Below are 24,691 nucleotides of genomic sequence, written 5' to 3' on the forward strand. Positions count from 1 at the left end.
CCGCTCCCGGCGACAGGCTGCTCGCATGGAGAACGAACACGACGCAGCGGCCGAGCTCCCCATCGCCCCAATCCCTCTCGAGGTCGTCGAGCTGGCCCGCTCCGGCAATCGGCTAGAGGCCATCCGGCGCTACCGGCAGCTTCGCGGCGGCAGTCACGAGGACGCCCAGACCGCGATCCGCGAGGTTTAGCGACTCGTGTCAACCAAGACGACGTCGTCAAGTAGGCGGCATCAAACGAAAGGAATAACCCAATGAAGATCGTCCCGACCAGCATCCAGCAACACGTCAACCGCGTCGATCGCCAACGCAGCCTGGCGATTGGAATCAGCTGCGGCCTACTCGCATTCTGGTCCGCCTACCGGGTGATCTGGTCCCTGTACCTGACGTTGACTTACAACTTCTTGTTCGGCTCGCTGGTCTTCCAGATTGTGCTGTGGGGCGTGATCGGTGCCGCGGCTGCGATCGCGGCGACGGCGTTTCTCACTCATTACACCGCCGCCCCGGCGAACGACAGAAACGACCGCACTGAAGACACCACAGAAGGCAAAACGATATGACCTCCGCTCATACGCTGAAGCAGATCATCGCCGGAGCCGTCCTGTCTGGCGGCGTTGCAGTGGCCAGTCTGGGATTCGGCGCAGGCGTGGCCCAGGCCGATAACCAGGGGCCATTTCAATGGTGTCCAGGCCAACCCATGTCCTACCCGGGGCCAGGGAACGAATACGTGTGGGACATGGGCATCTGCCACACCTGGTACCGCGTCGACTATGGAAAGGGCAACGTCTCCAAGAACATTCCGCCGCCGCCGGAGTCCAACGTCTGGGACGGAGACAATCCCCCGCCGAGCGATCGCTGCTATCCGTGGTGCCTGTGATGAGCACTGTCCACCCCTGGAACACCGAACTGCCATGACCAACAACATGTTTACCGCTACAGGCACGGTCCACCTGACCGATCTGGCTGCCGGCTCGTCCGGCTCGGGCCACATCAGCTTGTAGATCGGGATCCTCTCCGCGACCATCTTCGGCGGTGTTCCGGTCTTGGCCCCGTTCGTCATTCGTCAAATGCGAAAGATCCGCGGGCCGGTAGTGCCCGGAACGGCGGAAGTGTTGTCGTTGAAGCAGATCGGCTCCGTCGCGATAAACGGCCCGACTCTGATGATCTGCCGGCTCCGATTGAGGGTGTCGATCCTCGGTCACGAGCCCTACGAGGTCAAAGTGTGGTGGAATATCGCGCCATGGGACTTGGGTGCCTTCCAAAAGGGAAGCACTGTCGCGGTCGAAGTCAGTGAGACGAACCGGAAGAGGCTTCGACTCGGCCGCAGCCAACCGCAAGCGAGGTCAGCTGTCCAGACGCGTGTTGTCAACCTGCCGCCGAAGGTCACGTTCAACCAGTCCTCGTGGTCACCGGACACAGGATGGTCGGGGTCACCGCAGCCCGCTGACCTCGCCGATCAAATCAAGGCCGCGGTTGACGGTGCGTTCAGCCAGAACCCAAGTGCCGTACCGGGTTTCGCGCAGCAGAACGCCGCCGTGTTATCGGCGGCAGCCTTGCTCGCGTCGGGTCAGCGCGTGCCTGCAGTGCTGAAGTCGTTCGCCGCCACGGGATCGACACCCCGCAGCCTAGGCAGGACTCCCAGCCGACCCGAATTCATCGACGCCCCGCACTACATGCTCGAAGTCGAGCTTCATCTCCCGAATCTCGCTCCGACTGTCGGTAGAGCCGTCCAATCGGTACCCGTCGCCCAAGTTCCCAACCTGGCCGTCGGCCTCCCTCTGACGTGTGCGGTCGACCCGGCTGACCCCTCACACCGGTTCGTCGTGGATTGGGGCTACGTGTGACTAGGTTTCGTCAGCGACCTGATCCTTCGACTGGTGCCGCCCAGGAGCGTCTGGATCGTCATGTTGATGATCGAGCTCGCTTTGGAGCTCACGCTGTTCTTCCGTCGCCTTAGTGGCGTCCTTCGGCGTCGCCTGCGGGTCGTTCGTCGGTTCCATGCCGATGCAATACCCGTCAGATGAAAGAACGAAAGCGTTTCACAACGACGGTCCCGGGTAACTCTGCGCCCACGCATCGCGGGAAGGGATCACCATGGCACTGAACGACGACGACATCACCACCTCGGGCGGCGGCGAGGGTACCGCTGACGGCGGCTCAAACCCGCAGGGCCACGACGGCGGAGCCGACGGCAGCGCGGGCGGCGAAGGCCCAGCTGACGGCGGCTCGAACCCTGAAGGCCACGACGGCGGAGCCGACGGCAGCGCGGGCGGCGAAGGCCCGGCCGACGGCGGCTCGAACCCTGAAGGCCACGACGGCGGTGCCGACGGAACCGCATGAGCGCTTCGCGGCACTGAGTCGCTGCATCGCGACCGACCCCGGATCATTCGCCACTGAGTTCTGGGGCCGTAAGCCGCTACTCAGCCCGTCGAGCGCGCTGCCCCGCGGTTTCAGCGATTTGCTTTCGGCCGACACGGTCGACGAATTGATCGCCGAGCGCGGAGTGCGCGCGCCGTTCATCCGGTTGGCCAAGGAGGGCGAGGTCTTGGCCCGGGATTGCTATCTCGGCCCGGCCGGCTTTGGCGCGGAGATGCCCGACCAAGTGGACTCCGCCAAGGTGCTCGCCCAGTTCGCTTCTGGCGCAACGATTGTGTTGCAGGGTTTGCATCGGCTCTGGCCACCGCTCATCGACTTCGTCCGGCAAGCGGTCGACGAATTCGGCCATCCTGTGCAGGCGAACGCGTACATCACCCCGCCCGGCAATCGCGGGTTCGATCCGCATTACGACGTCCACGACGTCTTCGTCCTGCAGGCGGCTGGGCAGAAGCGCTGGGTAGTGCACGAGCCGGTACACAACCATCCGCTGCCCTCTCAACCGTGGACGCAATATCGGTCCGCGATCGCGGAGCGAGTGACCGCCGATCCAGTGATCGACGCTGTGCTTTCCGAAGGCGACGCACTGTACATACCGCGTGGGTGGGTGCATGCGGCGCAAGCCTTGGACAGCACGTCCGTCCACATCACTGTTGGCATCTCTGCCGTGACGGCACTGGACGTGGCGCGCGCGGTCATCGATCAGTTTGCGACGATCGAAGATTTCAGAAAGCCGCTGCCGCTGGGCCATGACCCGACCGACCAGGATGAGCTCGACGCCACGGTGACCAAGGTGATGGCCGAAGTGGTCGACACGTTGCGGGACGAGGCGGCTGTGCTCAGCGCCGGCGCCGCCGCGCAACTGATTCAAAGCCACGCCGAGCGGACACGGCCCGTCGCAGTCCGTCCGCTTGCTGCGGTCGACGCATCAGAACGCGCAGGCACCTCAGTGGTCCGGTGGCGCCGCGGGCTCGTCGCCACCACGGAATACTCCGACGGGCGTGTCGTGCTCCGGTTGCCTGACAAGGTGATGACGTTTCCGATCGCGTGTGCCGACGCCGTGGCGGCGCTTCACCAGGGGATGACGGCCGATGCCGAGACGTTGCCGGGTCTGGACCGCGCGGACGCCACAGTGCTGATCCGCCGCCTGCTGCGGGAGGCGGTTGTCGTACCGGTGAACGGATGACGGCTGCTAAGCGGGTGCCGTGCAGTGACCAGTCGCTCGCAAGGGACGATCCGATGTACGGCACGGCTTCGGCGGGCCTGTCGTGGGTGCTACTCGAATTAGCGGGCGGCTGGGGGCATTCGGCGTTTCTTCGGTCTCCGTCGGTGATCGATCCCGAAATCGGTCGCGCCATTGTCCGTCGCGTCGAGAAGGCAAAGATGCGTATCGCGGCCATACGCAAGCACGGCCGACGCCCGTCCACGCCGCGATGGCGCTGGTTCATCGCGCACTCCGAAGTCGGCAACGAGGTGCTCTACAGCGGGGAGGTGAGCGATCCGCGCGACTATCTGGATCTCGCACTCGACGGCAGCGATGGCGCGGTGTGTACGGATCCACTTGTCGCGGTCTGCGCCCACGGCAAGCACGACCAGTGTTGCGCTGTTCGCGGCCGCAGCGCATGCAAGGCGATTGCGGCAAAGTACCCCGACTTCACTTGGGAATGCTCGCATTTGGGCGGCGATCGGTTTGCCGCCACCATGCTGGTGCTACCCGAGGGACTCTGTTACGGCCGGGTCGACTCGACCGATTCGGCCGACCTGGTGCGGTTGTATCTCGAGGGGCGGCTCGACAACACGCTATTGCGCGGCCGCACCTCGCTGCCGCACGCCGTGCAAGCCGCGCAATACTTCGCACGGGAAGCCACCGGCGACGACCGCATTGCGGGCTTACCTCCGCTGGCCGTGGAGCGCGGCGAGGGCAAAATCCGCGTTCTGCTTCGCGGCGCGGCGGGGCCCATCGAGGTATGGCTTCGCGAGGAAATGTCAGAGCCTCTGCTGTCACAGTGTCACGCACAGGTTTCCGGCCGGGTCCGGACCTTCGCCCTCGACATGATCACGTCGGCGTAATCGCATCCCTTGAGCGCGGCCGTCACGGTGGCGGCGGCGGTGCCAATGGCGGCGGCGGTGGTGGCGCGAAGGGTGGCGGCGGCGGCGCGAACGGCGGAGGCGGTTCGCCAGGCGGCGGCGCGACCAGAGGCACGAAAATCGGTGGCAGCCCGGGAATCTCGACGACGGTCATGCCGTCGGGCGGAACGACCGGAGGCGGCGGCTCGCCCGGCGGTGGCGGAGGCGGCGGCGGCGGTGCGGGCGGGACGCCGTTGCTGATGTTGATCGTGATGATCGATCCCGGAATCGTCTTACCGCTTGGGGAGGTTCCGACCACGGTGCCGTAGCTCGAGAAGCTGTTCACCGGTGTGGCCTGGTCGGCAACCTGAAATCCGGCATTCTTCAGCCGCTCTCGCGCGGCATCGAGCTTCATGCCCGAGACATTCGGCACCTGGCTGCCGGATGTGCCGTCGACGTAGCGCAGATCCGTCGGGGGAAGGTGTACATCGCCGAAGTCGGTGGCAATCGGCTTCATCGCCTCGAACCAGGTGCGGGCCGGCTCGCTGCCGCCAAAGAGGTCGCCGCTGCCGCACTTGCGCAGTGGGAACGAGCAGATTCCGGCCGGATTGCTGGAGTCGTCGAAGATATAGTTCGCGGCCGCGTATTGATTTGTGAATCCCACGAAGCCGGCGGAGCGATGCGCTTCCGTCGTGCCGGTCTTACCCGACATCGGCAGGTCCCACCCCACCGAGGCCGCGGCGCCGGACGCGGTCCCCGGACTCAACGCGTCCTTGCTCAGGGCGTTCGCCAACGTGTTGGCCAGCCCTGTGGGCACCGCCTGCTCGCACGGCTGTGTGGCAACCGGAACCTCGTTGCCGTGGCGGTCGAATATCTTGTCGACCGGATTCGGCGGGCACCACACCCCACCCGAGGCCAGCGTTGCCGCAACATTCGACAGTTCGAGTGCGTTGAGCTCGAACGGCCCCAGCGTGAACGACCCCATGTTCTGTCTCTTGATGAAGTCGGCCAGGCTTTCGTTGCTGTCGGGGTCATAGTCACGCGCCGTTCCTGGCAGCGCATAGGACCGCATCCCCAGCCGCACCGCCATGTCGACGGCGCGGGTCACGCCAACCTGTTGAATCAGCTTGGCGAAAGCGGTGTTCGGCGAGACAGCCAGCGCGTCGGTGACCTTCAGCGAGCCGCGGTAGTTGCCGGCATTCCTGACACACCACGTCTCCTTCGGACAGCCCGGCGTATCGCTGCTGCCGAGACCCCTGGCCTGAAACGTGCCAGGCACATCCAAATCGGCATCGATGCCCATACCCATATCGAGGGCTGCCGCCGTGGTGAAGATCTTGAAGATCGAACCGGCGCCGTCGCCGACGAGCGAGAACGGCAGCGGCTGCATGGTCTCGTGGGCATCGTCGTTCAGTCCGTATGCGCGATTGCTCGCCATCGCGATCACCCGGTGCGCGTCCTTGCCCGGCCTGATCACGTTCATCACACTTGCGACGCTGTCGAGTTTGGGGCTGGCCAGCTTGTCGATCGCCGCCTTGACCGAACCCTGCACCTTCGGGTCCAGCGACGTGCGAATCAGAAAGCCGCCGCGGGCCACCTGGTCCGTGCTGATGCCGGCCCGCGCGAGGTAGTCCAACACGTAGTCGCAGAAGAACCCGCGATCACCCGCGGTGATGCAGCCGTTCGGCAGCCCGTTCGGCTGGGGCAGTACGCCCAGCGGCTGGTTCTTGGCCGCCCTCAGCTCGTCGGCGTACTGCGGAAGATTCTCGATCATGGTGTCCAACACGACGTTTCGCCGGCTGATCGCGCTGTCGGGGTTGGTGTAGGGATCGTGCAGACTGGTCGACTGCACCAGTCCCGCGAGCAGCGCGGCCTGCTGCCAGTTCAGCTCGGAGGCGTCGATCCCGAAGTAGGTCTGCGCAGCGTCCTGGACGCCGAACGCGCCGTTGCCGAAATACACCAGGTTGAGATAGCGGGTCAGGATCTCGGCTTTACTGAGCGCCTTGTCGAGCGCCAGCGCCATCCGGATCTCGCGCAGCTTCCGCGCCGGTGTCACTGCGACAGCGGCGCGCCGCTGGGCATCGGTCTGAGCCGTCACCAGCAGTTGGTAGTTCTTGACGTATTGCTGCTCGATCGTCGAACCGCCGCGCGTGTCGGGGTTGCCTGCGAGGTAGCCGGACAGGCCGGTCAGTGTGCCGGGCCAGTCCACGCCGTTGTGCTCGGCGAATCGCTTGTCCTCGATCGATACGATCGCGAGCTTCATCGTGTTGGCGATCTGGTCGGTCGGCACTTCGAAACGGCGCTGTGCGTACAGCCAAGCAATTGGATGGCCCTCGGTGTCGACCATCGTCGACACCTGCGGGACGTCACCCGCGATCAGTTGCGAGGAGCCGTTGGCGACGACGTCCGCCGCGCGATTCGACATGAACCCGATGCCGCCGACGAACGGGAACATCAACGCCGCTGCGAGCGCTCCGGCCAACACACAGCAGCCCGCCATCTTGCGGACTGTGGCCCCCGTCGGCCGCCCCTCCGACATAACTCCAGGTTATTCGCGGGTGCCGCCCGAATTCCGGTTATTGACGAAAGCGTGACACTACGTAAACCGCGGGCGGACAACGCATGACGCTTACAGCAAGCTCCCAGGGTCGCCGATTTGGGATCGGTAGCCAACCGGTCGACCTTTACTTGTGCTCATGAAACTCAAACGCCTATCCGACCGTGAGCTGTTGATGAACCAGCAAGCCGCCGCGGTCGCGGCGACGGTGCTGTCCCAGCCGGTCGAGGCCGCCACGCGATGCGAGCAGATCTCGACCAAGGCGACGAAAATGTATGCCTCCGGCGGCGGCGAGATGCGTTGGAAGAGCGTTCCGAACGGAACCGGCCTGCCGAAGAGCTTCATCCTGGCCCTCACCCGCACTCATGTCTATGCGCTCGAGGACAAGCAGCACCGGGGCGACCTGGTTCCCGGACAGGTGCTCAAGGTTTGGGACCGCGGGGGATTCCGGGCGCAACCCGGGCGCGACGCCATGTTGGCGGCGAGCGGAATGCCCGAGGATCGTCAGAGCCTCATTCTCTTTCTTCCCATCGACGCCGACAGCAGTCCGATGGCACAGCAGATCGCCAGCCAGCGCGCGGCGACCGGCCAACGAACCCCGGGCCTTCCGCACGGGTTCGTCGTGGGCAGGGATGCGGCGAGCCAGCGGGTGGTCGCCGCGCTCGCCGCGTCGTCGCCGCCGGCAGGTGGCATCACGATCAACGGTCAGACCATCCAGCAGATGGTCAACCAGGCGGCCCAGCCCCAACAGCGGCCGGTAGCCCAACGGCTTGCCGAACTGGAGACGCTTCGCGCCACCGGCGTGCTCACCGAGGCCGAGTACACCCACAAACGCCAGCAGATCATCTCCGAGATCTGAGCACCGCAGGCACATGACAGCCGACGCATGAAAGGAGGCCTCCCCCATCGCATTTGATGGAGGAGGCCAACCCCTCGACAGAGGGCGCTATTTGGCTTTGGCGTGCTTGGCCGTGCCTGCGCTCTTTTCCACACTCTTCGCTGCACTGCCGGACGGCGCGGCGTCCGCGGCGGACGACGTATCCGTCTTCTCCGTCGTTGCTTCCTGCGTGGGCGACTCCGTCGCGTCGCCCGCCTTGGTCACGTCGGAACCGCTGGCGGGCTTCGGCTCCACTTTGTTGCCGGATGTCACGTCGACGCCGGTTTCCGTGGGCTTGGTGGTCGAAGCAGTCTGGGACTTCGAATCCGTTGTGGTGCTTGGTGATTCACTAGTGGTTGAACCGTTCGACGAGGGCTTCGGTGCCGTCGCCTCGACAGCGGTCGTCGCCTCCTTGGTCGGGGCGGGGACGCCGGTCGACACAGTCACGGTCGTGGCGGCGGTCGACGGAACACTCGCAACGTCCGCGGTCTTGACCGCGACCGGGGTCTTCGGTGCGAGCGCGCCCGCGATCTTCGCAAGTGCGGCCTGGAGCGCGGCGATTGGGCCCCCGGTGTTGACGAAGAAGCTGCCGTCCGGATTGAAGACCAGCGTGGAGGAACTGAGAAGTCCGCCTGCCTTGACCGGGAAGGGGCTGTCGACGAGCGGCCCGAGGTCAGGTCCGTAACCACCATTGAGCAGACCGTCGGCAACCGTGGCCGGCGCGCCGAGAAGCGCGCCGACGACCGCCATCGGGTTGCCTGTACCCACGGCAGTGATCACGTTCTGGACGGCGGTCGCTGCGGCGGCGGGCGTGCTGATCAGCGGTCCGATGAAACCGGCGAGAATCAGCTCGGTCCCCAACGTGTCGCCGGTGAACGCCTTGACCACGTTGACGATGTTCTCCAGCGGTTTGGTGATGATCGTCGCGAGCGCGGGCAGGATGTCCTGCAGGGGCAACCCGAGCGTCAGCGGGATCTGAAGCAGGGCGTTCGCCGCGCCCGCGACGTTGCCCGCCGCGAGTTGACCGACTGCGGTCTGCACTGTCTGCGGCAGCTGAGCCAGGGCGCCACCGACGGCACCACCGGTCGCGCCGAGGGCAGCGCCGAGCGTTCCGGCGCTGTTGAGCTGGTTGGCGAGGATGGCCTGCAGCACCTGCCCGGGCTTGGCGTTCTCGGCGAGCGTGCTGACGTTGGTGAGCGCGTCATGCAGGACTTGCGAGTAGATCGCGAGCGGATTCACCGCGGCCGTGAGATCGACATCCATGGTGCGGATCGCGGGCAGGTGGATATCCGGCAGATGGACGTCGGCTACCGGTGCCACGGTCGAGGCGACGACAAGACTCGCGCCGACGAGCGCGACACCTGTCGTGAAACGTGGACGACTGGCAACTTGCATGGAAAACCCCTTGGCTGGTGATCGCCGGCACTGGCGGAACTTACTTGCGGGTAATGTCGCAAGCAGCGCTGACTCAATCACCAAAGCCATCGCCTGCCCATCGCATGAATGGATGATCTTTTTCCAGGCGCGGATTAGATGGACGGAATCATTCCGGCGATGCGGCGTTAGTCACTACGTAAAACACAGTTCGGCCCGTCGGGGGTGCGCGGCCTCAGTGGTATCGATTTGGGGCTTGACGGGATGGACGACTGATGGCGCGGGTCGCGCTCAGAGGACGCAGCGACGCGATGTCGAAGGCGCTGACCGCACTGGATCGCGCGGCGCGCACCGGTCAGGACGCGCTTGTGGTGATCAGCGGCGAACCAGGCATCGGCAAGTCGGCCGTGCTGCGAACCGTCGTCGAACAAGCGGCGCGGGCCGCGTTCCGGGTCGGCAGCGGCAAGGCTGAGCAGGGCGACCAAATCGCGCCGGGCGCACCACTTCTGATGGCGCTGCGCTCCGGCCCGCAGCCATTGTTGGCGGGTGAGGTCTTCGCGGGCCTGGCACCGCTCTATGACAAGCCGCTATGGCTCGTCGACCGGATCGGTGCGCTGCTCGAGGAGTTGACCGTCCACAGCCCGGTGTTGATCGCGATCGACGATCTGCAGTGGGCCGACCGCCTGACCAGGTTCGCGCTCCGTGTGCTGCCCGCCCGACTGGCAGGTTCGCCGGTGGTGTGGGCCGTCGCCAGTCGGTGGCTGCCCAGCGAACCCGTCGAAGAGTTGATCGCGGGGACGGCCGACGCCACCACGGTCACCCGCATCGAACTCGGACCGCTGAGGGCCGCCGACATCGACGACATCGCAGCGGATCTCCTTGGCGCCGAACCGTCGGTGCATACCCGCAAACTTCTTGGCGGAGTTGGCGGTAACCCATTCTGGGCGGTGCAGGTGATCGAGGGCCTCGCCCGTCGCCACGAACGGGGCCAGGACATCGGCGACCTGAATGCCGAGCTTTCGGTCGGGGTGCGGGCTCGCCTCGACGCGCTGTCGGCGCAGACGGCTGCGTTGATCCGGCTGGCCGCGGTGTGGGGTCGCGCCATGAGCATGGCCGACGCGGGACACCTCCTCGGCAACGTGTCGGACGCCCAACTGCGGCTGTTGGCGCGGGAAGCCATCGACAACGGCTTGCTCGGCAGCGCCGAGGGCGAAGTCTTCTTCCCACACGACCTGGTTCGTGAAACGGTGTACGCGGATATCCTGCCCGCGGACCGGCGTGCGCTGCACCGCGCGTGTGCACGACACATCACCGGCGAAGGTGGATCAGCGTTGGCCGCCGCCAACCACTTTCACGCCAGCGCCGTGCGGGACGACGAAGAGGCGGTGCTCGCACTCGAACAGGCCGCGCGCGAATGCATGGTCTCGATGCCGGATCAAGCCGCCGAACTCGCGCGCCAGGCGTTCGCGCTGACGACACAGGGCCACCGGTTGTGGTTGCGCGCCGGTGAGTGCGCCGTCGAGACCCTGGTCAACATGCAGCGCGACGGCGAGGCGCTGGCAGTGGCGGATCGGCTGCTGGCCGTCGCTGCGGAGCCCGAGATCATCGCCAGGATCGAACTGCACGCCTGCCGGGCGCTGTGGGTGGCAGGCGAATGCGTTCAGATGGAGCGACGTGCCGCAGTCGCACTCGCTCACGACGGCGTCTCCGAGGCGCTGCGAGCGCGATTGTCGGCGGCTGTCGCGTTGGCCGCGTCGCGGACGCAGTCGGCGGCACACGCCGAGGCCATGGCACAGAAGGCGTTCGCCGAGGGAAACCGATTGAACGACAACTACTCTCAGCGGCTGGCCGTCGTCGCGTTGATCGAGGCCGCCCGCAACCAAGGCCGGCATCGCCTGGCATTGGATCGCTTCAGCGACCTGCGCCGGCTGTCGGATACGGCGTATCTGGCCGAAGAGATCCGCACACTGCAGCATCTGGATCGCTACGACGATGCCGAAGCCATGCTCGTCAAGGCTCGCGAGGCCGCCGACGACATCGACAGCTCGCCGATGCTGTATGCCCAGATGTGGCAGGATCACAACCTCGCGCGCCTCGACGCCGCCGAAGCCGGCGCACGGACACTGTTGACACTTGCCGACGAGACCGGAAACTACGGCTACCGACTCAACGCGCGCATGGTGCTCGCCGCCGTGGCGACCTACCGGGGTGATCCGGCCAAGGCGACGGAGCTGTTGGCTCCCGTCGAAGACGACGGAAATGCCCCGCGCCTGCGCCTGATGCAGGGCTGGTTGAAGGCCAGCATGGGCGATTTCGGTGGCAGCCTGACGATTCTGAGCCCGCTGCTCGACAGGGCCGGCGAGTTCGAGGATCCGTGGCCGTGGTCGCCGCCGTGGATGCGGATACTGGCCCGCATCGGCCTCGACGCCGGCGACCGCATCTTTGCGAGCAAGGCTGCTGACATCGCTGACCTTGTCGCACAACGCAATCCAGGGGTCCCAACATTGGAAGGCACCGCACTGCACATCCACGGTGCGCTGGCCGACGATCCCCGCCCGCTTGCCGATGCGGTGCGTGTCCTTCGAGATTCCCCACGCCCGTTGTTGCTCGCCGACGCGCTGAAAGATCTCGGATCAACCCTGTTGGACCACACGCAGCCGGACGAGGCCGTCGAAGCTCTGGTCGAAGCGGCTGAAATCTATCAGCTTGCCGGCGCGGAAGGGGGCAGCCGTGCGGTGTCGACTCTTCTTCGCAGCCACGGCATCCGCGGCGTTCGCATCAACGCGCCCGCCCCTCGACCGTCCACTGGATGGGCGGCGCTGACACCGACAGAGCTCAGCGTCGTCGACCTGATCAGCTCGGGTCACACGAACCGTTCAGCCGCAGCGGAACTGGGGGTTTCACCGAACACCGTCAACACGCATCTGCGTGCCGTGTTCCGAAAGCTCGACGTGAACTCGCGTGTGCAGTTGACCAACGCCTACCGCGAGCGCTCGTCATGAGTTGACGACGTCTCGCTGCTGCGCCGTACCCCCAGCCGCTACGGTTCACTCGTGGGGAATTCCCAAGATCCGTTCGGACTGGTCGGAATGGCGTCAGGAGTCGCGAGATTCTGGCTGCGCACCTCGATCCGGACCCAGGAACAGCTGATCGGGCTGCTCGGCGAAAAGGCTGAGGAGCCCGAGGCGCCGACGAGCCCGCCCCAGGCCGCAGCAGAGCCCACGGACACCGAAGCGCTGGGCTCGAAGATGCGCGGGTTGCTCGACCGGGCCCTCGACCACAGCACCAGCAGCAGTCAGATGGAGCTGTTCCATCACATCCTCGACCAACTGGTCGCCGACGAGGCGCGGATCCTCAGCGCGCTGTCCGACGGCTCGTCCTCGCCGTTGGTGAGCATTCACGATTGGACCCGGCGCCGTGTCCAGGGCCGAGCCGTGCTCGAGAACGCATCGTTGATCGGGCGGACCGCCAACGTCGCATTGCCCGGCATGGTCCCGTCGTATGTCAGCCATCTGCTCTCACTCGGCCTGGTGGAGATCGGTCCCGAGGACCCCGATTTGAAGGACGACTACGAAGTGCTGATGGCCGAGCCGTCGGTACTCGCTGCCATCAAGACCGCCTCCCGCGGGCCCCTCGCCGCGAAGATCGAGAAGTTCACCCTGACGCTGTCCGGCCTCGGCCAGTCACTGTGGGCCGCCACGATGCGACAGGGCGGGTCGTGACCGACCTTGTGGTCGCGCTGCAGTCCTGGCAGGAGATCAAACATGACTTCGGCGCCAACTGGCTGATCTATTTGTCGATGCCGTTCGTGGCCGCCTTCGTCGGCTGGAGCACCAAGATCGTTGCGCTGGAGATGATTTACCGCCCGCTCGAGTTCAAGGGCATCGGGCCGATCGGCTGGCAGGGCATTGTGCCGAGACGGGCAGGCAAGGTCGGCTCGAAGACCATCGAATTGCTGACCTCGAACCTGCTCAAGCCCGAGGAGTTGTTGGAACGCATCGATGCGGCGGAAGCCGTTGAGGCACTGCGTGATCCGCTGGTTCAGGCGGTCGACGACATCTCCCGCGACCTCGCCGAGCAGATTCGGCCCGGGCTCTGGGACTCGCTGCCCGAGGCAGCACGAAAGGCCGTGCAAGAGCGCATCCAGGCACAGGCACCGCGCGTCACCGAGAACATGCTCAACGAGATGAAGGCGGACCTCGGCCGGTACGTCGATCTGCAATTCCTCGCCGTCACCACGCTGGTGCGCAACAAGGAGAAGCTGGTCAAGCTGATGCGCGGCGTCAGCGACGACGCGATGGCCTTCGTCCGGCGCAGCGGAATCTACTTCGGGCTTGCCATAGGCCTCGTGCAGATGATCGCGTGGGCCCTGTTCAAGAACCCGTGGATCATGCCTGCGTTCGGTTTCGCCGTCGGCTTCATCAGCGACTACATCGCACTCAACATGCTGTTCCGGCCTGTGCAGCCCAAGAAGTTTCTCGGCATCTTCGCATTCCAGGGAATGCTGCACGCGCAACGGGAGAAGATCACCCGCGACTACGCCAAAATCCTTGCCGACGACCTCTTTTCACCCGAGATCCTGCTCGACGGCATCCTCAAGGGACCCGGCTCGGACAAGCTGTTCGCGTTGGCGGCCAAGGAAGTCGAGGCTGCCATCGATGCGCAGACCGGGATCGCGGGCCCGATCGTCGTGCTCGCCGTCGGCACGAAACGCTATCGCGCACTGAAGGACCGGGTGGTGCAGCTGGTGCTCGACCGTCTTCCGACCACGTTGGTCGAGGCGCAGGAGTACGCCGTTGGCGCCATCGACCTCGAGAACACCATCGTCGAAAAGATGAATCAGCTCACCAACGAGCAGTACGAGTCGATTCTTCGGCCCATCTTCAAGGACGACGAACCGCTGATGATCGCGGTCGGCGGCGTGCTCGGCGGCGTCGTCGGCGAGTTGCAGGTCCTGCTCATCGAACAGTTCGGACACTGAAGGCAGTCACATCCAACTGCTCGACGCGCGATCTAGACGCAGCGGAGCCGAAACGGGCAGCGGCTCGGGGGCACCGGTCGAGATCGCGTCCAGAATGAGCGCGACATAACGTCGCCAGCCGTCGCTTCGCGCATCCATCGTGAACAACACCGTGTAGAGCATCGCGATCATTCGCGGCAGGTCATCGGCGACCAGGTCGGCGCGCACCAGGCCGGCCTCTTGGCCCCTCTCGGCAAGCTCGGCGAGCGCTTCATGCAGCGGGGCCGAGATGTCGGTGCTCAACGAACCGGCCCGCAGCGCCGCGGTCAACAAGTTGTGTTCGCGGGCGCCCAGTGAGATCGCGGCCTCGATCAGTTGCGCGAGGCCGCGCAGCGGGTTGTCTGCCCGGCGCGCTTTTTCGATCGCCGGGCTGAGGTCTTCGGCGATGCTCTGATCCAGGGCGGCCCCGATCAGGTCACCCTTTGTCGGAAACCTTCGGTAGATCGTGCGCTCGCCGACGCCGGCGTGGCGCGCGATCGCGTCGATTTGCGCATCCGGTCCCACCTCGCTGTAGACCTCGCGCGCGGCGCGCAGGATGCGTTCCGCGTTGCGGGCGGCGTCCGCCCGCAATGGCCGTTCGGTAACCGCTGTCACGTGGTCAGCGTAACTGACAGTTGACTGCCAATAAAGCGCGTCCTAGGCTCGGACCAACTGACAGGCATCTGACACTTGATGGGAAACGCCGGTGGTATCAACGACTTCCGATCTGACCCCGGAGACGGAACTGCCCGTCATTCCCGCCTCACGTGCTGCGCACTGCCCGCTGCATCCGCCTGCGGAATTCACTCAATGGCGGTCGGAACCCGGCCTGCGACGGGCGATGTACCGGGGCCAACCGGCCTGGGTGGTGAGCCGTTACCAAGACATCCGGGCCGCGCTCGTCGACCCACGACTGTCCGCGCAGACCATTCCGGACTATCTGATTCCCGACACCGAGGATCACCACATACCCGTGATGTTCGCTCGCACCGACGATCCCGAGCATCATCGGCTGCGAAGGATGATGACCAGCGTCTTCACCTTCAGACGCACCGACGCGATGCGGCAGGCGATCCAGGAACTCGTCGACGAACACCTCGACGCGATGATCGCCAACGGACCACCCGCGGAGCTCGTACGCGACTTCGCGTTGCCGATTCCGTCACTCGTGATCGCGCACCTGCTCGGGGTGCCGCCGCAGGACCTCGAGTTCTTCCAGAGCAACACGTCGCGCGGAATGGACATGAACTCCTCCGACGAGCAGAAGGCCGAGGCCTTCGCCGTCATGTACGTCTACCTGCTGGAGTTGATAGACCGCAAAGAGCGCTCTCCCGGCGATGACTTGATCAGCCATCTCGTCTCCGAGTACGTAGCGACCGGCGAACTCACCCGCGAGACCACCGCCATGAACGGCGTGATCATGATGCAGGCGGGCCACGAGACGACGGCCAACATGATCTCGCTGGGAACCGTTGCGCTGCTTGAACATCCCGAGGTGTTCGCACGCCTCGCCACCACCGAAGATCGCGCCGTCGTCGCCAACATCGTCGAGGAGTTGATGCGCTATCTCACCATCGTGCACAGCCAGGTGGACCGGGTGGCCCTCGAGGATTTCACACTGGGCGGGCAGCGTATCCGGGCAGGCGACATGCTCGTGATGAACCTTCCCGCAGGCAACTGGGACACGGAGTTCGTCGACAACCCCGAGACGTTCGATGTCGAACGAAGCGCCCGCGGGCACTTGGGTTTCGGTTACGGCGTGCACCAATGCATCGGACAGAACCTCGCCCGGGTGGAGATGCAGGTCGCTTTCGCCACGCTCGCGCGGCGCCTCCCCGGGCTGCGCTTGGCGACAGCACCGGAGCAACTGAAGTTCAAAGGTGAGTCGGACATCTACGGCATGAAAGAGTTGCCCGTCACGTGGTGAAACGCCGACGCATCAGAAGGCGTCTTCGCTGACCTCCATGATCGCGAGATCGTCGGCCTCGATCGTGCGACGCAGAGCATTCAGCCGCGGAAGCACCGTGGTCGCGAAAAACCTTGCGGTTACCACCTTCCCGCGATAGAACGCCTCATCCCGCGGGGACGGCTGTTGATCGAGCGTGCGAAGCGCGATGTCGGCCTGGCGCAGCAGCAGCCAACCGATCAGCAGGTCGGCCAGGCCGAGTAGGAATGGCACCGCCTGCAACCCGATCCGATAGACGTTGCGAGGCTCGCTGCTCGACTGCACGAGCACGTCGGTGAACGTCGCAACGATGGCGTCGATGTCGGCGGCGGCCGCGGCAAGGTGCGCGGTGGCGTCGCGCAGACTCGGCGGCACGGCACCGCTGTCGAGGTACGTCCGAACCTGCAGCAGGAGGTGGTCCAGGGCGCCGCGCTGATCACGAATGATCTTGCGGAACACCAGATCCTGCGCCTGAATGGCGGTGGTGCCCTCGTAAAGCGAGTCGATCTTCGCGTCGCGGATGTACTGCTCGATCGGATAGTCGTTGAGGTAGCCGGAACCGCCCAGTGTCTGCAGTGATTCGGTGAGGTACTGGTAGGACCGCTCCGATCCGGCCCCCTTGACGACGGGCAGCAGCAGGCCGCTGACGCGCGCGGCCATTGCCGGGTCGGCACCCGAGACCAGTTGTGCAGCAACGTCGTCCAGATGGGCGGCGGTGTAGAGATACAGCGCACGCAGCCCTTCGGCATAGGCCTTCTGCGTCAGCAATGATCGGCGGACATCCGGGTGTCCGATGATCGCGATGCGAGGCGCCGTCTTGTCCGTCATCCGCGTGAGGTCGGCACCCTGGACCCGTGTCTTGGCGTATTCGAGGGCATTCAGGTAGCCGGTGGACAAGGTGGCAACGCCCTTGATGCCCACCATCATTCGCGCGAACTCCATGATCTTGAACATCTGCGCGATGCCGTTGTGACTGTCCCCCACCAGCCACCCGACCGCGGGTACATCGTGCTGGCCGAACGTCAGCTCGCAGGTGGCCGACGCGGTCAGGCCCATCTTGTGTTCCAGACCCGTGGCAAAAACTCCGTTGCGTGCACCTGGTTCACCGGTCTCGGGGTCCGGAAGGTACTTCGGCACGAAGAACATGCTCAGGCCCTTGGTGCCCGGCTCGGCGCCGACGGGCCGGGCCAGCACCAGGTGCACGATGTTCTCGAAGAGGTCGTCGGAGTCTCCCGACGTGATGAAACGCTTGACACCCTCCAGATGCCAGGTGCCATCGCCTTGGTCGACGGCCTTGGTGCGCGCGGCGCCGACGTCGGACCCGGCGTCGGGTTCGGTGAGCACCATCGTCGAGCCCCAATTGCGTTCCATCCCCAGCGCCGCCCAGTGCCGCTGTTGCGCGTTGCCGACGCGGTAGAGCACGTCGAACATGGGCGGGCCGACGAGGTAGAAGAACGCCGCGGGTTGGCCGCCGAACAGGAACTCGTTGATCGCGCAGCCCACGCTGGCCGGCGCAGGCACGCCGCCGATTTCCTCGTGCAGTCCGACCCGCACCCAGCCCGCATCGTTCCACGCCCGCACCGACTCCTTGAACGCGTCGGGCAGCGTCACGTCATGGGTCTGCGGATCGAGGGTTGGCGGATTGCGGTCGCCCTCGGCGAACGATTCGGCCAAGGGACCCGCCGCCAGCCGCGCGGCCTCGTACAGCATGTCCCGGACAGTCGGCCCGTCGAGGTCGCCGAATTCGCCTGTGGCCAGCACCTTCTCGAGGTCGAGCACCTCGAAGAGGTTGAACTCCAGGTCGCGCACGTTGGCTTTGTAATGGCTCATCGGCAGCCTTTCGCCGTCGGTGCGCTCAGAGTAACCGTCGCCGCAGCGCGGCCGCATATCACATGCGTGTGACGAAATTGACGAAACTGTCACGGCCAATTGGCTGTCAAGTCGCTGTGTAAACAGCAGACTTAGACGGGTTCGGGAGGGACCAGTGGGTGAGCGAAGCGAACGTACGACGCGAGTCTCGCGCGCCTCGACACAACTGAATGAGGCGCTGCGCGACGCGCGCGAGCAGTCAACGGCAAGTCGCGAGATCCTCGCAGCTCTAGGACGTGCCGACGCCGACCCCGAGGTCATCCTTGACACCATCCTCGAGCGCGCCACCCATCTCTGCCGTGCGCAGGCCGCAACGCTGTACATCCCCGAGGAGGATGTGTTCCGACTGTCGCGCCACTCCGGCAAGATCCCCGAGGAATTTCGCAGGCAGGTCCTCGACCGCCCGCTCGCCAGGAACAGATCATCCACCGTCGGTCGCGCCGCCGAAGAGATGCGGACAATCCAGATTCCCGACGTGTTCAACGACGCCGAGTTCGGGCGCCAAGACCTGCAACGCCTCGCCGGCTATCGCACGCTGCTGTCCACGCCGATGATCCTGCAGAACGAGGTCGTCGGTGTGCTGTCGATGTGGCGCACCAGGGTCAAGCCCTTCAACACCCGCGAATGCGAGCTCCTCGAGGAGTTCGCCGTGCAGGGCGCAATCGTGATGCGCCAGGACGCGCTGCGCCGCGCACTGGCCAGCAAGGTCGAACAGCTGGAGGTGCTGGGGGAAGTCGGCGATGCCGTCGGCTCGACGCTCGACCTCGACGAAGTGCTGGACCAGATCGTCAGCAACGCCGTGCGGCTGACCAACACCCACGGCGGATCCATCATGGAGTACGACGAGTCGACCGATACGTTCCACGTTCGGGCCGCATACGGCAGCAGCCCCGAACTGCTGAAGCAGTTGCGCGCCATCACAATTGACCGCAAGACGACGCTGGTCGGCCTGGCTGCAACCGATCACCACACGCTCGAGGTCCCTGACCTGACCGCCGAGACCGAACTCGACCCCCACCTGGACGCGTTGTTCCGCGAGGGCTGGCGTTCCGTGCTGGCGGTTCCGATTCTGCGAGGGGCGCGGATCTTGGGCGTCCTGGTGATCCGGCGCCGCACCACCGGCTCGTTCGGTCCCCACGTCGAACTGCTCGAGACCTTCGCAGGCCAGTCGGCACTTGCCATCGTCAACGCGCGCCTGTTCGGTGAGCTGCAAACCAAGACGAGGGAACTCGAGGTCGCCAGCCAACACAAATCCGAGTTCCTGGCCAGCATGTCCCACGAGCTGCGGACCCCACTCAATGCGGTGATCGGCTTCTCAGAGGTGCTGCTGGACCGGATGTTCGGCGAACTCAACGAGCGCCAGGACGAGTACCTGCGCGACATCTGGAACTCCGGCAAACACCTGCTGGAGTTATTGAACGAGATCCTCGACCTGTCCAAGGTCGAGGCCGGCCAAATGGTGCTTGAACAAAGCACATTCAGCGTCATCAGCGCCATCGACTACTGCGTGACGATGCTGCGGGAGCGCGCGACTCAGCACGCGATCACAGTCACCGTCGAGGTCGCCGACGAAATCGCGACGATCGATGCCGATGAGCGCAAGTTCAAGCAGGTCGTGCTCAACCTGGTGTCCAACGCCGTCAAGTTCACCCCCGACGGCGGATCCGTTGCCGTCCGCGCCTTCCGCGACGCGGGCGATTTGTTGGTGACGGTGACCGATACCGGCGTCGGCGTACCACTCGAAGACCAGGAACGGATTTTCGAGTCCTTCCAGCAGGGCCGTCGTGGCGCGCCGAAGGAGGAAGGCACCGGCCTTGGCCTGACGCTGTCGCGTCGCTTCGTCTGGCTGTGGGGTGGGCGCATGTGGCTGGACAGCACTCCCGGCGAAGGCAGCACGTTCGGTTTCTCGATCCCCGGGGTGCTCAAGGGTGACGAGGCAGTGCCTGCGGATGTGCCGGCCATCCTCCTTGTCGACGACGACCGGGCCTCGTTGGACCTCAACTCGGCCTACCTTGACGGTTCGCCGACGCGGGTGCTGCGGGCCAGAGACGGCGTCGAGGCTCTCGAGATGGCGCGCAAAGAACGCCCGGCCGCCGTCGTCCTCGAAGTGGGGTTACCCAGGCGCGACGGTTGGCAGGTGCTGGCCGACCTCAAGGACGATTCCGGCACCGCCACCATCCCGGTGATCATCGCCACGGACGTCGACGATCGGGCCCGCGGGCTCGCCCTCGGCGCGGATGCCTACCTGCGCAAGCCAATTGGCCGCGATGAGTTGATCGAAGCATTGAAACGAGTTGGTGCGCTTTGACGCAACACCGCATCCTGGTAGTCGAGGACAATCCGTTGAACCTCAAGCTGGTCCGCGATGTATTGAGCTTCGCCGGCTACGACGTCATCGAGGCACAGTCGGGCGAGGAGGGCCTGCGCGCGGCCAAGGAGACTCCCCCGGACCTGGTGCTGATGGACCTCCAACTGCCCGGTATCGACGGAACCGAGACGCTGCACAGACTGCGCAGGGACACCCTCGGACCTGACGTGCCGATCGTCGCCGTGACTGCCTTCGCGATGGCAGAGGACAAGGAGCGGGCAGCGCGTGCCGGCTTCGACGGCTACATCGAGAAGCCGATCAGCGTGCGTGCATTACCCGGCCAGATCGAAGCGTTCCTCGGCGGACAGGCGGACTGATGGACATCACGGCGACGGTACTGGCTGTCGACGATCAGCAGACCAACCTGAAGTTGCTCGACGCGGTGCTCGCCCCGCGCGGGCACCGCGTGCTGACCGCGCAATCGGGCCCCGAAGCGCTCGCGCTGCTCGAGAAGGAGGACATCGACATCGTTCTTCTCGACATCCTGATGCCCGAGATGGACGGTTATGAGGTGTGCCGACGGATACGGTCAACTCCCGCTACGGAATTCCTTCCGGTCGTGATGATCACGGCCAGCGGCAGTGAACAACGGCTGGCGGCACTGCAGGCTGGCGCCGACGACTTCGTCACCAAACCCTTCGACAAGAGCGAGCTGCTGGCGCGGGTGGCGTCGCTGACGCGGATCAAGCGCTATCACGACACCATCCTGCGCCAGGCCGCCGAGCTGGCCGAGTGGAACGCCGAACTCGAAAGCCGCGTCGCCCAACAGGTTTCGGAATTGGAGCGCACCAACCGGTTACGCCGTTTCCTGTCCCCCCAGCTTGCTGACCTCGTGGTCGGCGACGAGAGCCTGCTTGCCAGCCACCGCCGCGAAATCGTGGTCCTGTTCACCGATCTCAGGAACTTCACCCCGTTCGCAGAGACCAGTGAGCCCGAGGAGGTGATGGGCGTACTCGCCGAATATCACCACGCCATCGGCCGCCTCGTCCATGCCTACGAAGGCACGCTGGAACGGTTCACCGGCGACGGGATCATGGTGTTCTTCAACGACCCCGTCCAATGCGACGACCCCGCGCAGCGGGCGGTGCGGATGGCACTTGAGATCCGTGACGCCGTGCGCGATCTGGCCGATGGCTGGCGCCGCAGGGGCTACGAGCTCGCCGTGGGCATCGGCATCGCCCAGAACCATGCGACGCTCGGCCGGATCGGTTTCGAGGGGCGGTTCGACTACGCCGCCATCGGCAGCGTCACCAATCTGTCCGCGAGGCTGTGTTCGGATGCGGGCCCCTGGCAGGTGCTGGTGACCGACCGCGTGCTCGCTGCCACCGAGGACATCTGCGTCTCCGAAATGGTTGGGGACGTGCAGCCCAAGGGATTCAGCCGCAAGGTACGGGTGCACAACATCAGCGCACTCAACGAGAGTTAAGGAAAGACATGGCACCCAGTCAGAAACTGTCGGAGCTCGACGAAGACCAACGCTACAACTACTTCGACAAACTACAGCTGACCATGCCGGGCGTCTGGGAGTCGATGCGGCGCGACCTGGAGGGTGAATCGGTCGTGGTGGTGCCCTCGATCAGCATCGCCCGCACCACATCCGGCAGCGGCACCGTCATGCAGGCCATGGAGGAGCGGGCGCTGTTTCTGCTGTTGTTGTTGCGCCAGCCTCGGCTGCAGATGATCTACGTGACCAGCCAGCCGGTCTCCGAGTCGATCATCGAGTACTACCTCGGGCTGCTGCCCGGCGTGATCCCCAGCCACGCGCGCGCCCGCCTGACGTTGGTTCCCGTCGGTGACGCATCGACGCTTCCGCTGAGTGCGAAACTGCTTGCACGGCCGCGACTTCTGCGTGAGATCAGGTCACTGATTCCCGATCCGGACCGCAGCCACCTGATCCCGTACAACACCACGCCGCTCGAGCGGGACGTCGCGCTGAGCTTGCGAATTCCGATGTACGGCGCGGACCCCCGGCTCGAGGATCTTGGCAGCAAGACCGGCTGCCGCAGGATGTTCGAGGATCTCGGCGTGCGGTGTCCGGTTGGCGCAGAGGACCTCCGCACAGTCGACGACATCATCGCGGGCGTGCAGAGCATGCGGCGGCGGCGGCCGTCGCTGAGCCAGGCGATCGTTAAGCTCAACGAAGGGGTCTCCGGGGCGGGCAACGCGATGGTGGACCTCAGCGACCTGCCCGCTCCCGACGCGCCCGATGAGGCGGCCGTCATCAAGGACCGCATCATGAACATGGCGCCGGAAGCCGAAACCCTGTCCGTCGACTCGTATCTGGCCGCGTTCGAGAAGGACGGCGGGATCGTCGAGGAGCGGATCACCGGCCAGGCGCTGGAAAGCCCGAGCGTGCAGATGCGGGCCCTGCCCGACGGCACCGTCGAGCTGTTGTCCACCCACGACCAGTTGCTCGGCGGCAAGAGCGGCCAGAAGTATCTAGGCTGCGTCTTCCCGGCCAACCCGGACTACGCGGCGGCTATCGCCGAGCCCGCCATGGTGATCGGCAGACGCCTGGCCGAGTTGGGCGCTCTCGGTAGGTTCGCAGTGGATTTCGTTGTGGTGCAAGACAACACGGGAGCATGGACGCCATATGCGATCGAGTTGAACCTCCGCAAGGGCGGTACCACCCATCCGTTCCTCACCCTGCAGTTCCTCACCGACGGCACCTACGACGGCGAGCGCGGGGTGTTCCTGACACCCAGCGGCAGCGAGAAACATCTGATCGCGACCGACCATTTCGAGGACGACCGCCTCAAGGCGCTGACGGTGCGCGAGCTGTTCGACGTCGTCGTGCGTCACGGTCTGCATTTCGATCAGGCTCGGCGAACCGGCGTGGTGTTCCACATGATCAGCTGCCTCACCGAGTGCGGCCGCGTCGGTTTGACCGCAGTCGGCGATACCCCCGAGGACGCCACGCGCCTGTACGAGTTGGCCCAGTCCGTCGTCCTGCAGGAGGCGGGGCAGGCACTCGAAGAAGGCTGCGTGATCGGCTAGAGCCGGCCTGCCGCGAACTCTGCGCCCTGGTTGACCATGCCGTTCATCGGATACATGGCGTGCGCCATCGAGGGGCCACCCAACGGGGCGCCGTTGCAGATCGTGTCACCGTCGGCGCATAGATCGAGAGTCTTGGGCACGTACAGCGGACCGATCACCACCGGCGGGGCGCCCGCGTCGCTCAGCCATTGAGTCGACGGCTTGCCGAACAGAACGACCGCGGCGACGTGGTTGGCCACCTCGGGCGGCATCGGATTGGGGATGAAGGACCGGAATTCGGCAGGGACCGAATCCGGGATGACCGCAGCGGTCACGTAACCCGCCACCACGGCGCCCTGGGAGTACCCGCCGATTACGATCCTGGTGTTCGGACAGTTCGCCGCGGTCGCCTCCACGTGGGTGCCGGCGTCCCTGATCCCGTCGACGACGGTTCTCGCGAACCCGATGCGGTCACCGAAGTCGCCGCTGGCGACGTAGTCGACCGGGTACACATCCATCGATTTCGCGCCGATCTGCGAGCGCAGCGTGTCGACGAACGCCTGCCCGACACCGCCGACTCCCGGCGGCTCGCCGGTGCCCCGCGCGAAAACCACCTCTACGTCCGGGCACGGCTGCGCGGACGCGGCCGGGATTTGTGCGGTCAGCAGCATCCCGATAGCCAGGATTGCGACACCCGCGAGATGCAGAAAACGAGCGATTCGGTCCTTCATGAGTGAACTCCTACATTTCCCCGAATAGACCGATCCTCAGTTTAAGGTCGGGGCCATGGCCGAATCCGGATTCTGGGTCGCATGGGGACTACCCACACAGGGCCGGGAAAAACAAGCCCTCGACTTGCTCACCGAGTCGAGGTCCTACCTCGAGCGTCTGGCAGGGAATGACCGGATCGAGCGGTTCGATATCGCGATTCTGCGGCCACAGACCACCGAGCTGGGCGGCTTCTTCCTGATTCAGGGCACCCAGGCGCAGGTCGACGCGCTGCGTCACGACGACGACTTCCAGGTCTGGGTGAACCGCGTCCAGCTCGTCGCCGACCGGGTCGGAGTCGTCGACGCGTGGGTCGGTGACGGCATCGCCGAGGCGAGCAAACTCTACGAGCAGGCGCTTCAACAGGCCGGGCTGTACCCCTAGCGCAGGTATAGCTCCACACGCAAAAACCGCGAAAAAACCCCACCAAGATCAAAACCACTGCGACAGCTGTTGTTCTTGAGACGTTTGTCCCTTTTGCTGTGGCCGTCCCCTCGATTCGATTTAATGGGCCCATATT

20 protein-coding genes and 2 pseudogenes are annotated in these 24,691 nt (G+C 65.2%); 17 read left to right on the forward strand and 5 right to left on the reverse strand.

Going from position 1 to position 24,691, the window contains the following annotated elements; translation table 11 throughout:
• Positions 1-25: 25 nt before the first annotated feature.
• From J3E61_RS05430 to J3E61_RS05460, 7 genes and pseudogenes are all read left to right on the forward strand, one after another.
• Positions 26-190, forward strand: a complete 165-nt coding sequence (locus tag J3E61_RS05430) for a hypothetical protein (RefSeq protein ID WP_192724253.1) — start codon at positions 26-28, stop codon at positions 188-190.
• A gap of 62 nt (positions 191-252) precedes the next feature.
• A pseudogene (locus tag J3E61_RS05435) lies at positions 253-495 on the forward strand (hypothetical protein); the annotation flags it as partial.
• A gap of 59 nt (positions 496-554) precedes the next feature.
• Entirely contained in the window at positions 555-875 is a 321-nt protein-coding gene (locus J3E61_RS05440) for a hypothetical protein (RefSeq protein WP_210082874.1), read from the forward strand.
• Between the two features lie 190 nt (positions 876-1,065).
• A complete protein-coding gene (locus tag J3E61_RS05445) occupies positions 1,066-1,842 on the forward strand; it encodes a hypothetical protein (RefSeq protein WP_210082875.1) in 777 nt (258 codons plus the stop codon).
• Positions 1,843-2,092: 250 nt separating this feature from the next.
• Positions 2,093-2,338: a BatC protein gene (locus tag J3E61_RS05450; RefSeq protein ID WP_192724257.1), complete on the forward strand. Its 246-nt coding sequence runs from the start codon at positions 2,093-2,095 to the stop codon at positions 2,336-2,338.
• 13 nt (positions 2,339-2,351) lie between these two features.
• Positions 2,352-3,557 carry a cupin-like domain-containing protein gene (locus J3E61_RS05455; protein WP_210085442.1) on the forward strand — a complete coding sequence of 402 codons (1,206 nt, stop codon included), beginning with the start codon at positions 2,352-2,354 and terminating at the stop codon, positions 3,555-3,557.
• A complete protein-coding gene (locus J3E61_RS05460; protein WP_210082876.1) occupies positions 3,554-4,441 on the forward strand; it encodes a sucrase ferredoxin in 888 nt (295 codons plus the stop codon). Before J3E61_RS05455 ends, J3E61_RS05460 begins: the two co-directional genes overlap by 4 nt.
• 22 nt (positions 4,442-4,463) lie before the next feature.
• On the opposite strand, the gene ponA2 is transcribed toward J3E61_RS05460, so the two are convergent.
• Entirely contained in the window at positions 4,464-6,977 is a 2,514-nt protein-coding gene (gene ponA2 / locus J3E61_RS05465) for a transglycosylase/D,D-transpeptidase PonA2 (RefSeq protein ID WP_210082877.1), read from the reverse strand.
• Between the two features lie 778 nt (positions 6,978-7,755).
• On the opposite strand from ponA2, the pseudogene J3E61_RS05470 reads away from it, so the two are divergent.
• Positions 7,756-7,854: pseudogene (locus J3E61_RS05470) on the forward strand (SHOCT domain-containing protein); the annotation flags it as partial.
• Between the two features lie 87 nt (positions 7,855-7,941).
• Here J3E61_RS05470 and J3E61_RS05475 read toward each other — a convergent pair.
• Positions 7,942-9,267, reverse strand: a complete 1,326-nt coding sequence (locus J3E61_RS05475) for a hypothetical protein (RefSeq protein ID WP_210082878.1) — start codon at positions 9,265-9,267, stop codon at positions 7,942-7,944.
• 254 nt (positions 9,268-9,521) lie between these two features.
• Here J3E61_RS05475 and J3E61_RS05480 point away from each other — a divergent pair, with 254 nt between their 5' ends.
• From J3E61_RS05480 to J3E61_RS05490, 3 genes are read left to right on the forward strand one after another with little or no spacing between them, the layout of a single operon-like run.
• The gene (locus J3E61_RS05480; protein WP_210082879.1) at positions 9,522-12,248 is read left to right on the forward strand and encodes an AAA family ATPase; all 2,727 of its coding nucleotides are present in this window, start codon (positions 9,522-9,524) and stop codon (positions 12,246-12,248) included.
• 18 nt (positions 12,249-12,266) lie between these two features.
• Entirely contained in the window at positions 12,267-12,968 is a 702-nt protein-coding gene (locus J3E61_RS05485) for a DUF4393 domain-containing protein (RefSeq protein ID WP_210085443.1), read from the forward strand.
• Positions 12,965-14,227: a DUF445 domain-containing protein gene (locus J3E61_RS05490; protein ID WP_210082880.1), complete on the forward strand. Its 1,263-nt coding sequence runs from the start codon at positions 12,965-12,967 to the stop codon at positions 14,225-14,227. Before J3E61_RS05485 ends, J3E61_RS05490 begins: the two co-directional genes overlap by 4 nt.
• 6 nt (positions 14,228-14,233) lie before the next feature.
• On the opposite strand, the gene J3E61_RS05495 is transcribed toward J3E61_RS05490, so the two are convergent.
• Positions 14,234-14,860: a TetR family transcriptional regulator gene (locus J3E61_RS05495; protein ID WP_210082881.1), complete on the reverse strand. Its 627-nt coding sequence runs from the start codon at positions 14,858-14,860 to the stop codon at positions 14,234-14,236.
• Between the two features lie 91 nt (positions 14,861-14,951).
• Here J3E61_RS05495 and J3E61_RS05500 point away from each other — a divergent pair, with 91 nt between their 5' ends.
• The gene (locus tag J3E61_RS05500; RefSeq protein WP_210082882.1) at positions 14,952-16,172 is read left to right on the forward strand and encodes a cytochrome P450; all 1,221 of its coding nucleotides are present in this window, start codon (positions 14,952-14,954) and stop codon (positions 16,170-16,172) included.
• A gap of 12 nt (positions 16,173-16,184) precedes the next feature.
• Here the strand turns inward: J3E61_RS05500 and J3E61_RS05505 are convergent, their stop codons facing one another.
• Positions 16,185-18,020: an acyl-CoA dehydrogenase gene (locus tag J3E61_RS05505; protein ID WP_210082883.1), complete on the reverse strand. Its 1,836-nt coding sequence runs from the start codon at positions 18,018-18,020 to the stop codon at positions 16,185-16,187.
• Positions 18,021-18,174: 154 nt separating this feature from the next.
• On the opposite strand from J3E61_RS05505, the gene J3E61_RS05510 reads away from it, so the two are divergent.
• From J3E61_RS05510 to J3E61_RS05525, 4 genes are read left to right on the forward strand one after another with little or no spacing between them, the layout of a single operon-like run.
• Positions 18,175-20,367 (forward strand): GAF domain-containing protein, encoded by a 2,193-nt coding sequence (locus tag J3E61_RS05510; protein WP_210082884.1) that lies wholly within the window; start codon positions 18,175-18,177, stop codon positions 20,365-20,367.
• Positions 20,364-20,744 (forward strand): response regulator, encoded by a 381-nt coding sequence (locus tag J3E61_RS05515; RefSeq protein WP_210082885.1) that lies wholly within the window; start codon positions 20,364-20,366, stop codon positions 20,742-20,744. The genes J3E61_RS05510 and J3E61_RS05515 overlap by 4 nt, the downstream gene beginning before the upstream one ends.
• Positions 20,744-21,853, forward strand: a complete 1,110-nt coding sequence (locus J3E61_RS05520; RefSeq protein ID WP_210082886.1) for a response regulator — start codon at positions 20,744-20,746, stop codon at positions 21,851-21,853. Before J3E61_RS05515 ends, J3E61_RS05520 begins: the two co-directional genes overlap by 1 nt.
• A gap of 8 nt (positions 21,854-21,861) precedes the next feature.
• Entirely contained in the window at positions 21,862-23,424 is a 1,563-nt protein-coding gene (locus tag J3E61_RS05525; protein WP_210082887.1) for a hypothetical protein, read from the forward strand.
• Here J3E61_RS05525 and J3E61_RS05530 read toward each other — a convergent pair.
• On the reverse strand, positions 23,421-24,074 hold the full coding sequence (locus J3E61_RS05530) for a cutinase family protein (RefSeq protein WP_192725192.1): 654 nt from the start codon (positions 24,072-24,074) through the stop codon (positions 23,421-23,423). The two genes, J3E61_RS05525 and J3E61_RS05530, sit on opposite strands and share 4 nt — an antisense overlap.
• A gap of 115 nt (positions 24,075-24,189) precedes the next feature.
• Here J3E61_RS05530 and J3E61_RS05535 point away from each other — a divergent pair, with 115 nt between their 5' ends.
• Complete coding sequence (locus J3E61_RS05535) at positions 24,190-24,555, forward strand: hypothetical protein (protein ID WP_210082888.1); 366 nt, start codon at positions 24,190-24,192, stop codon at positions 24,553-24,555.
• The last annotated feature ends 136 nt before the right edge of the window (positions 24,556-24,691 follow it).

The organism is Mycobacterium sp. OAE908 (genome assembly GCF_017872775.1).
GTDB lineage: Bacteria > Actinomycetota > Actinomycetes > Mycobacteriales > Mycobacteriaceae > Mycobacterium.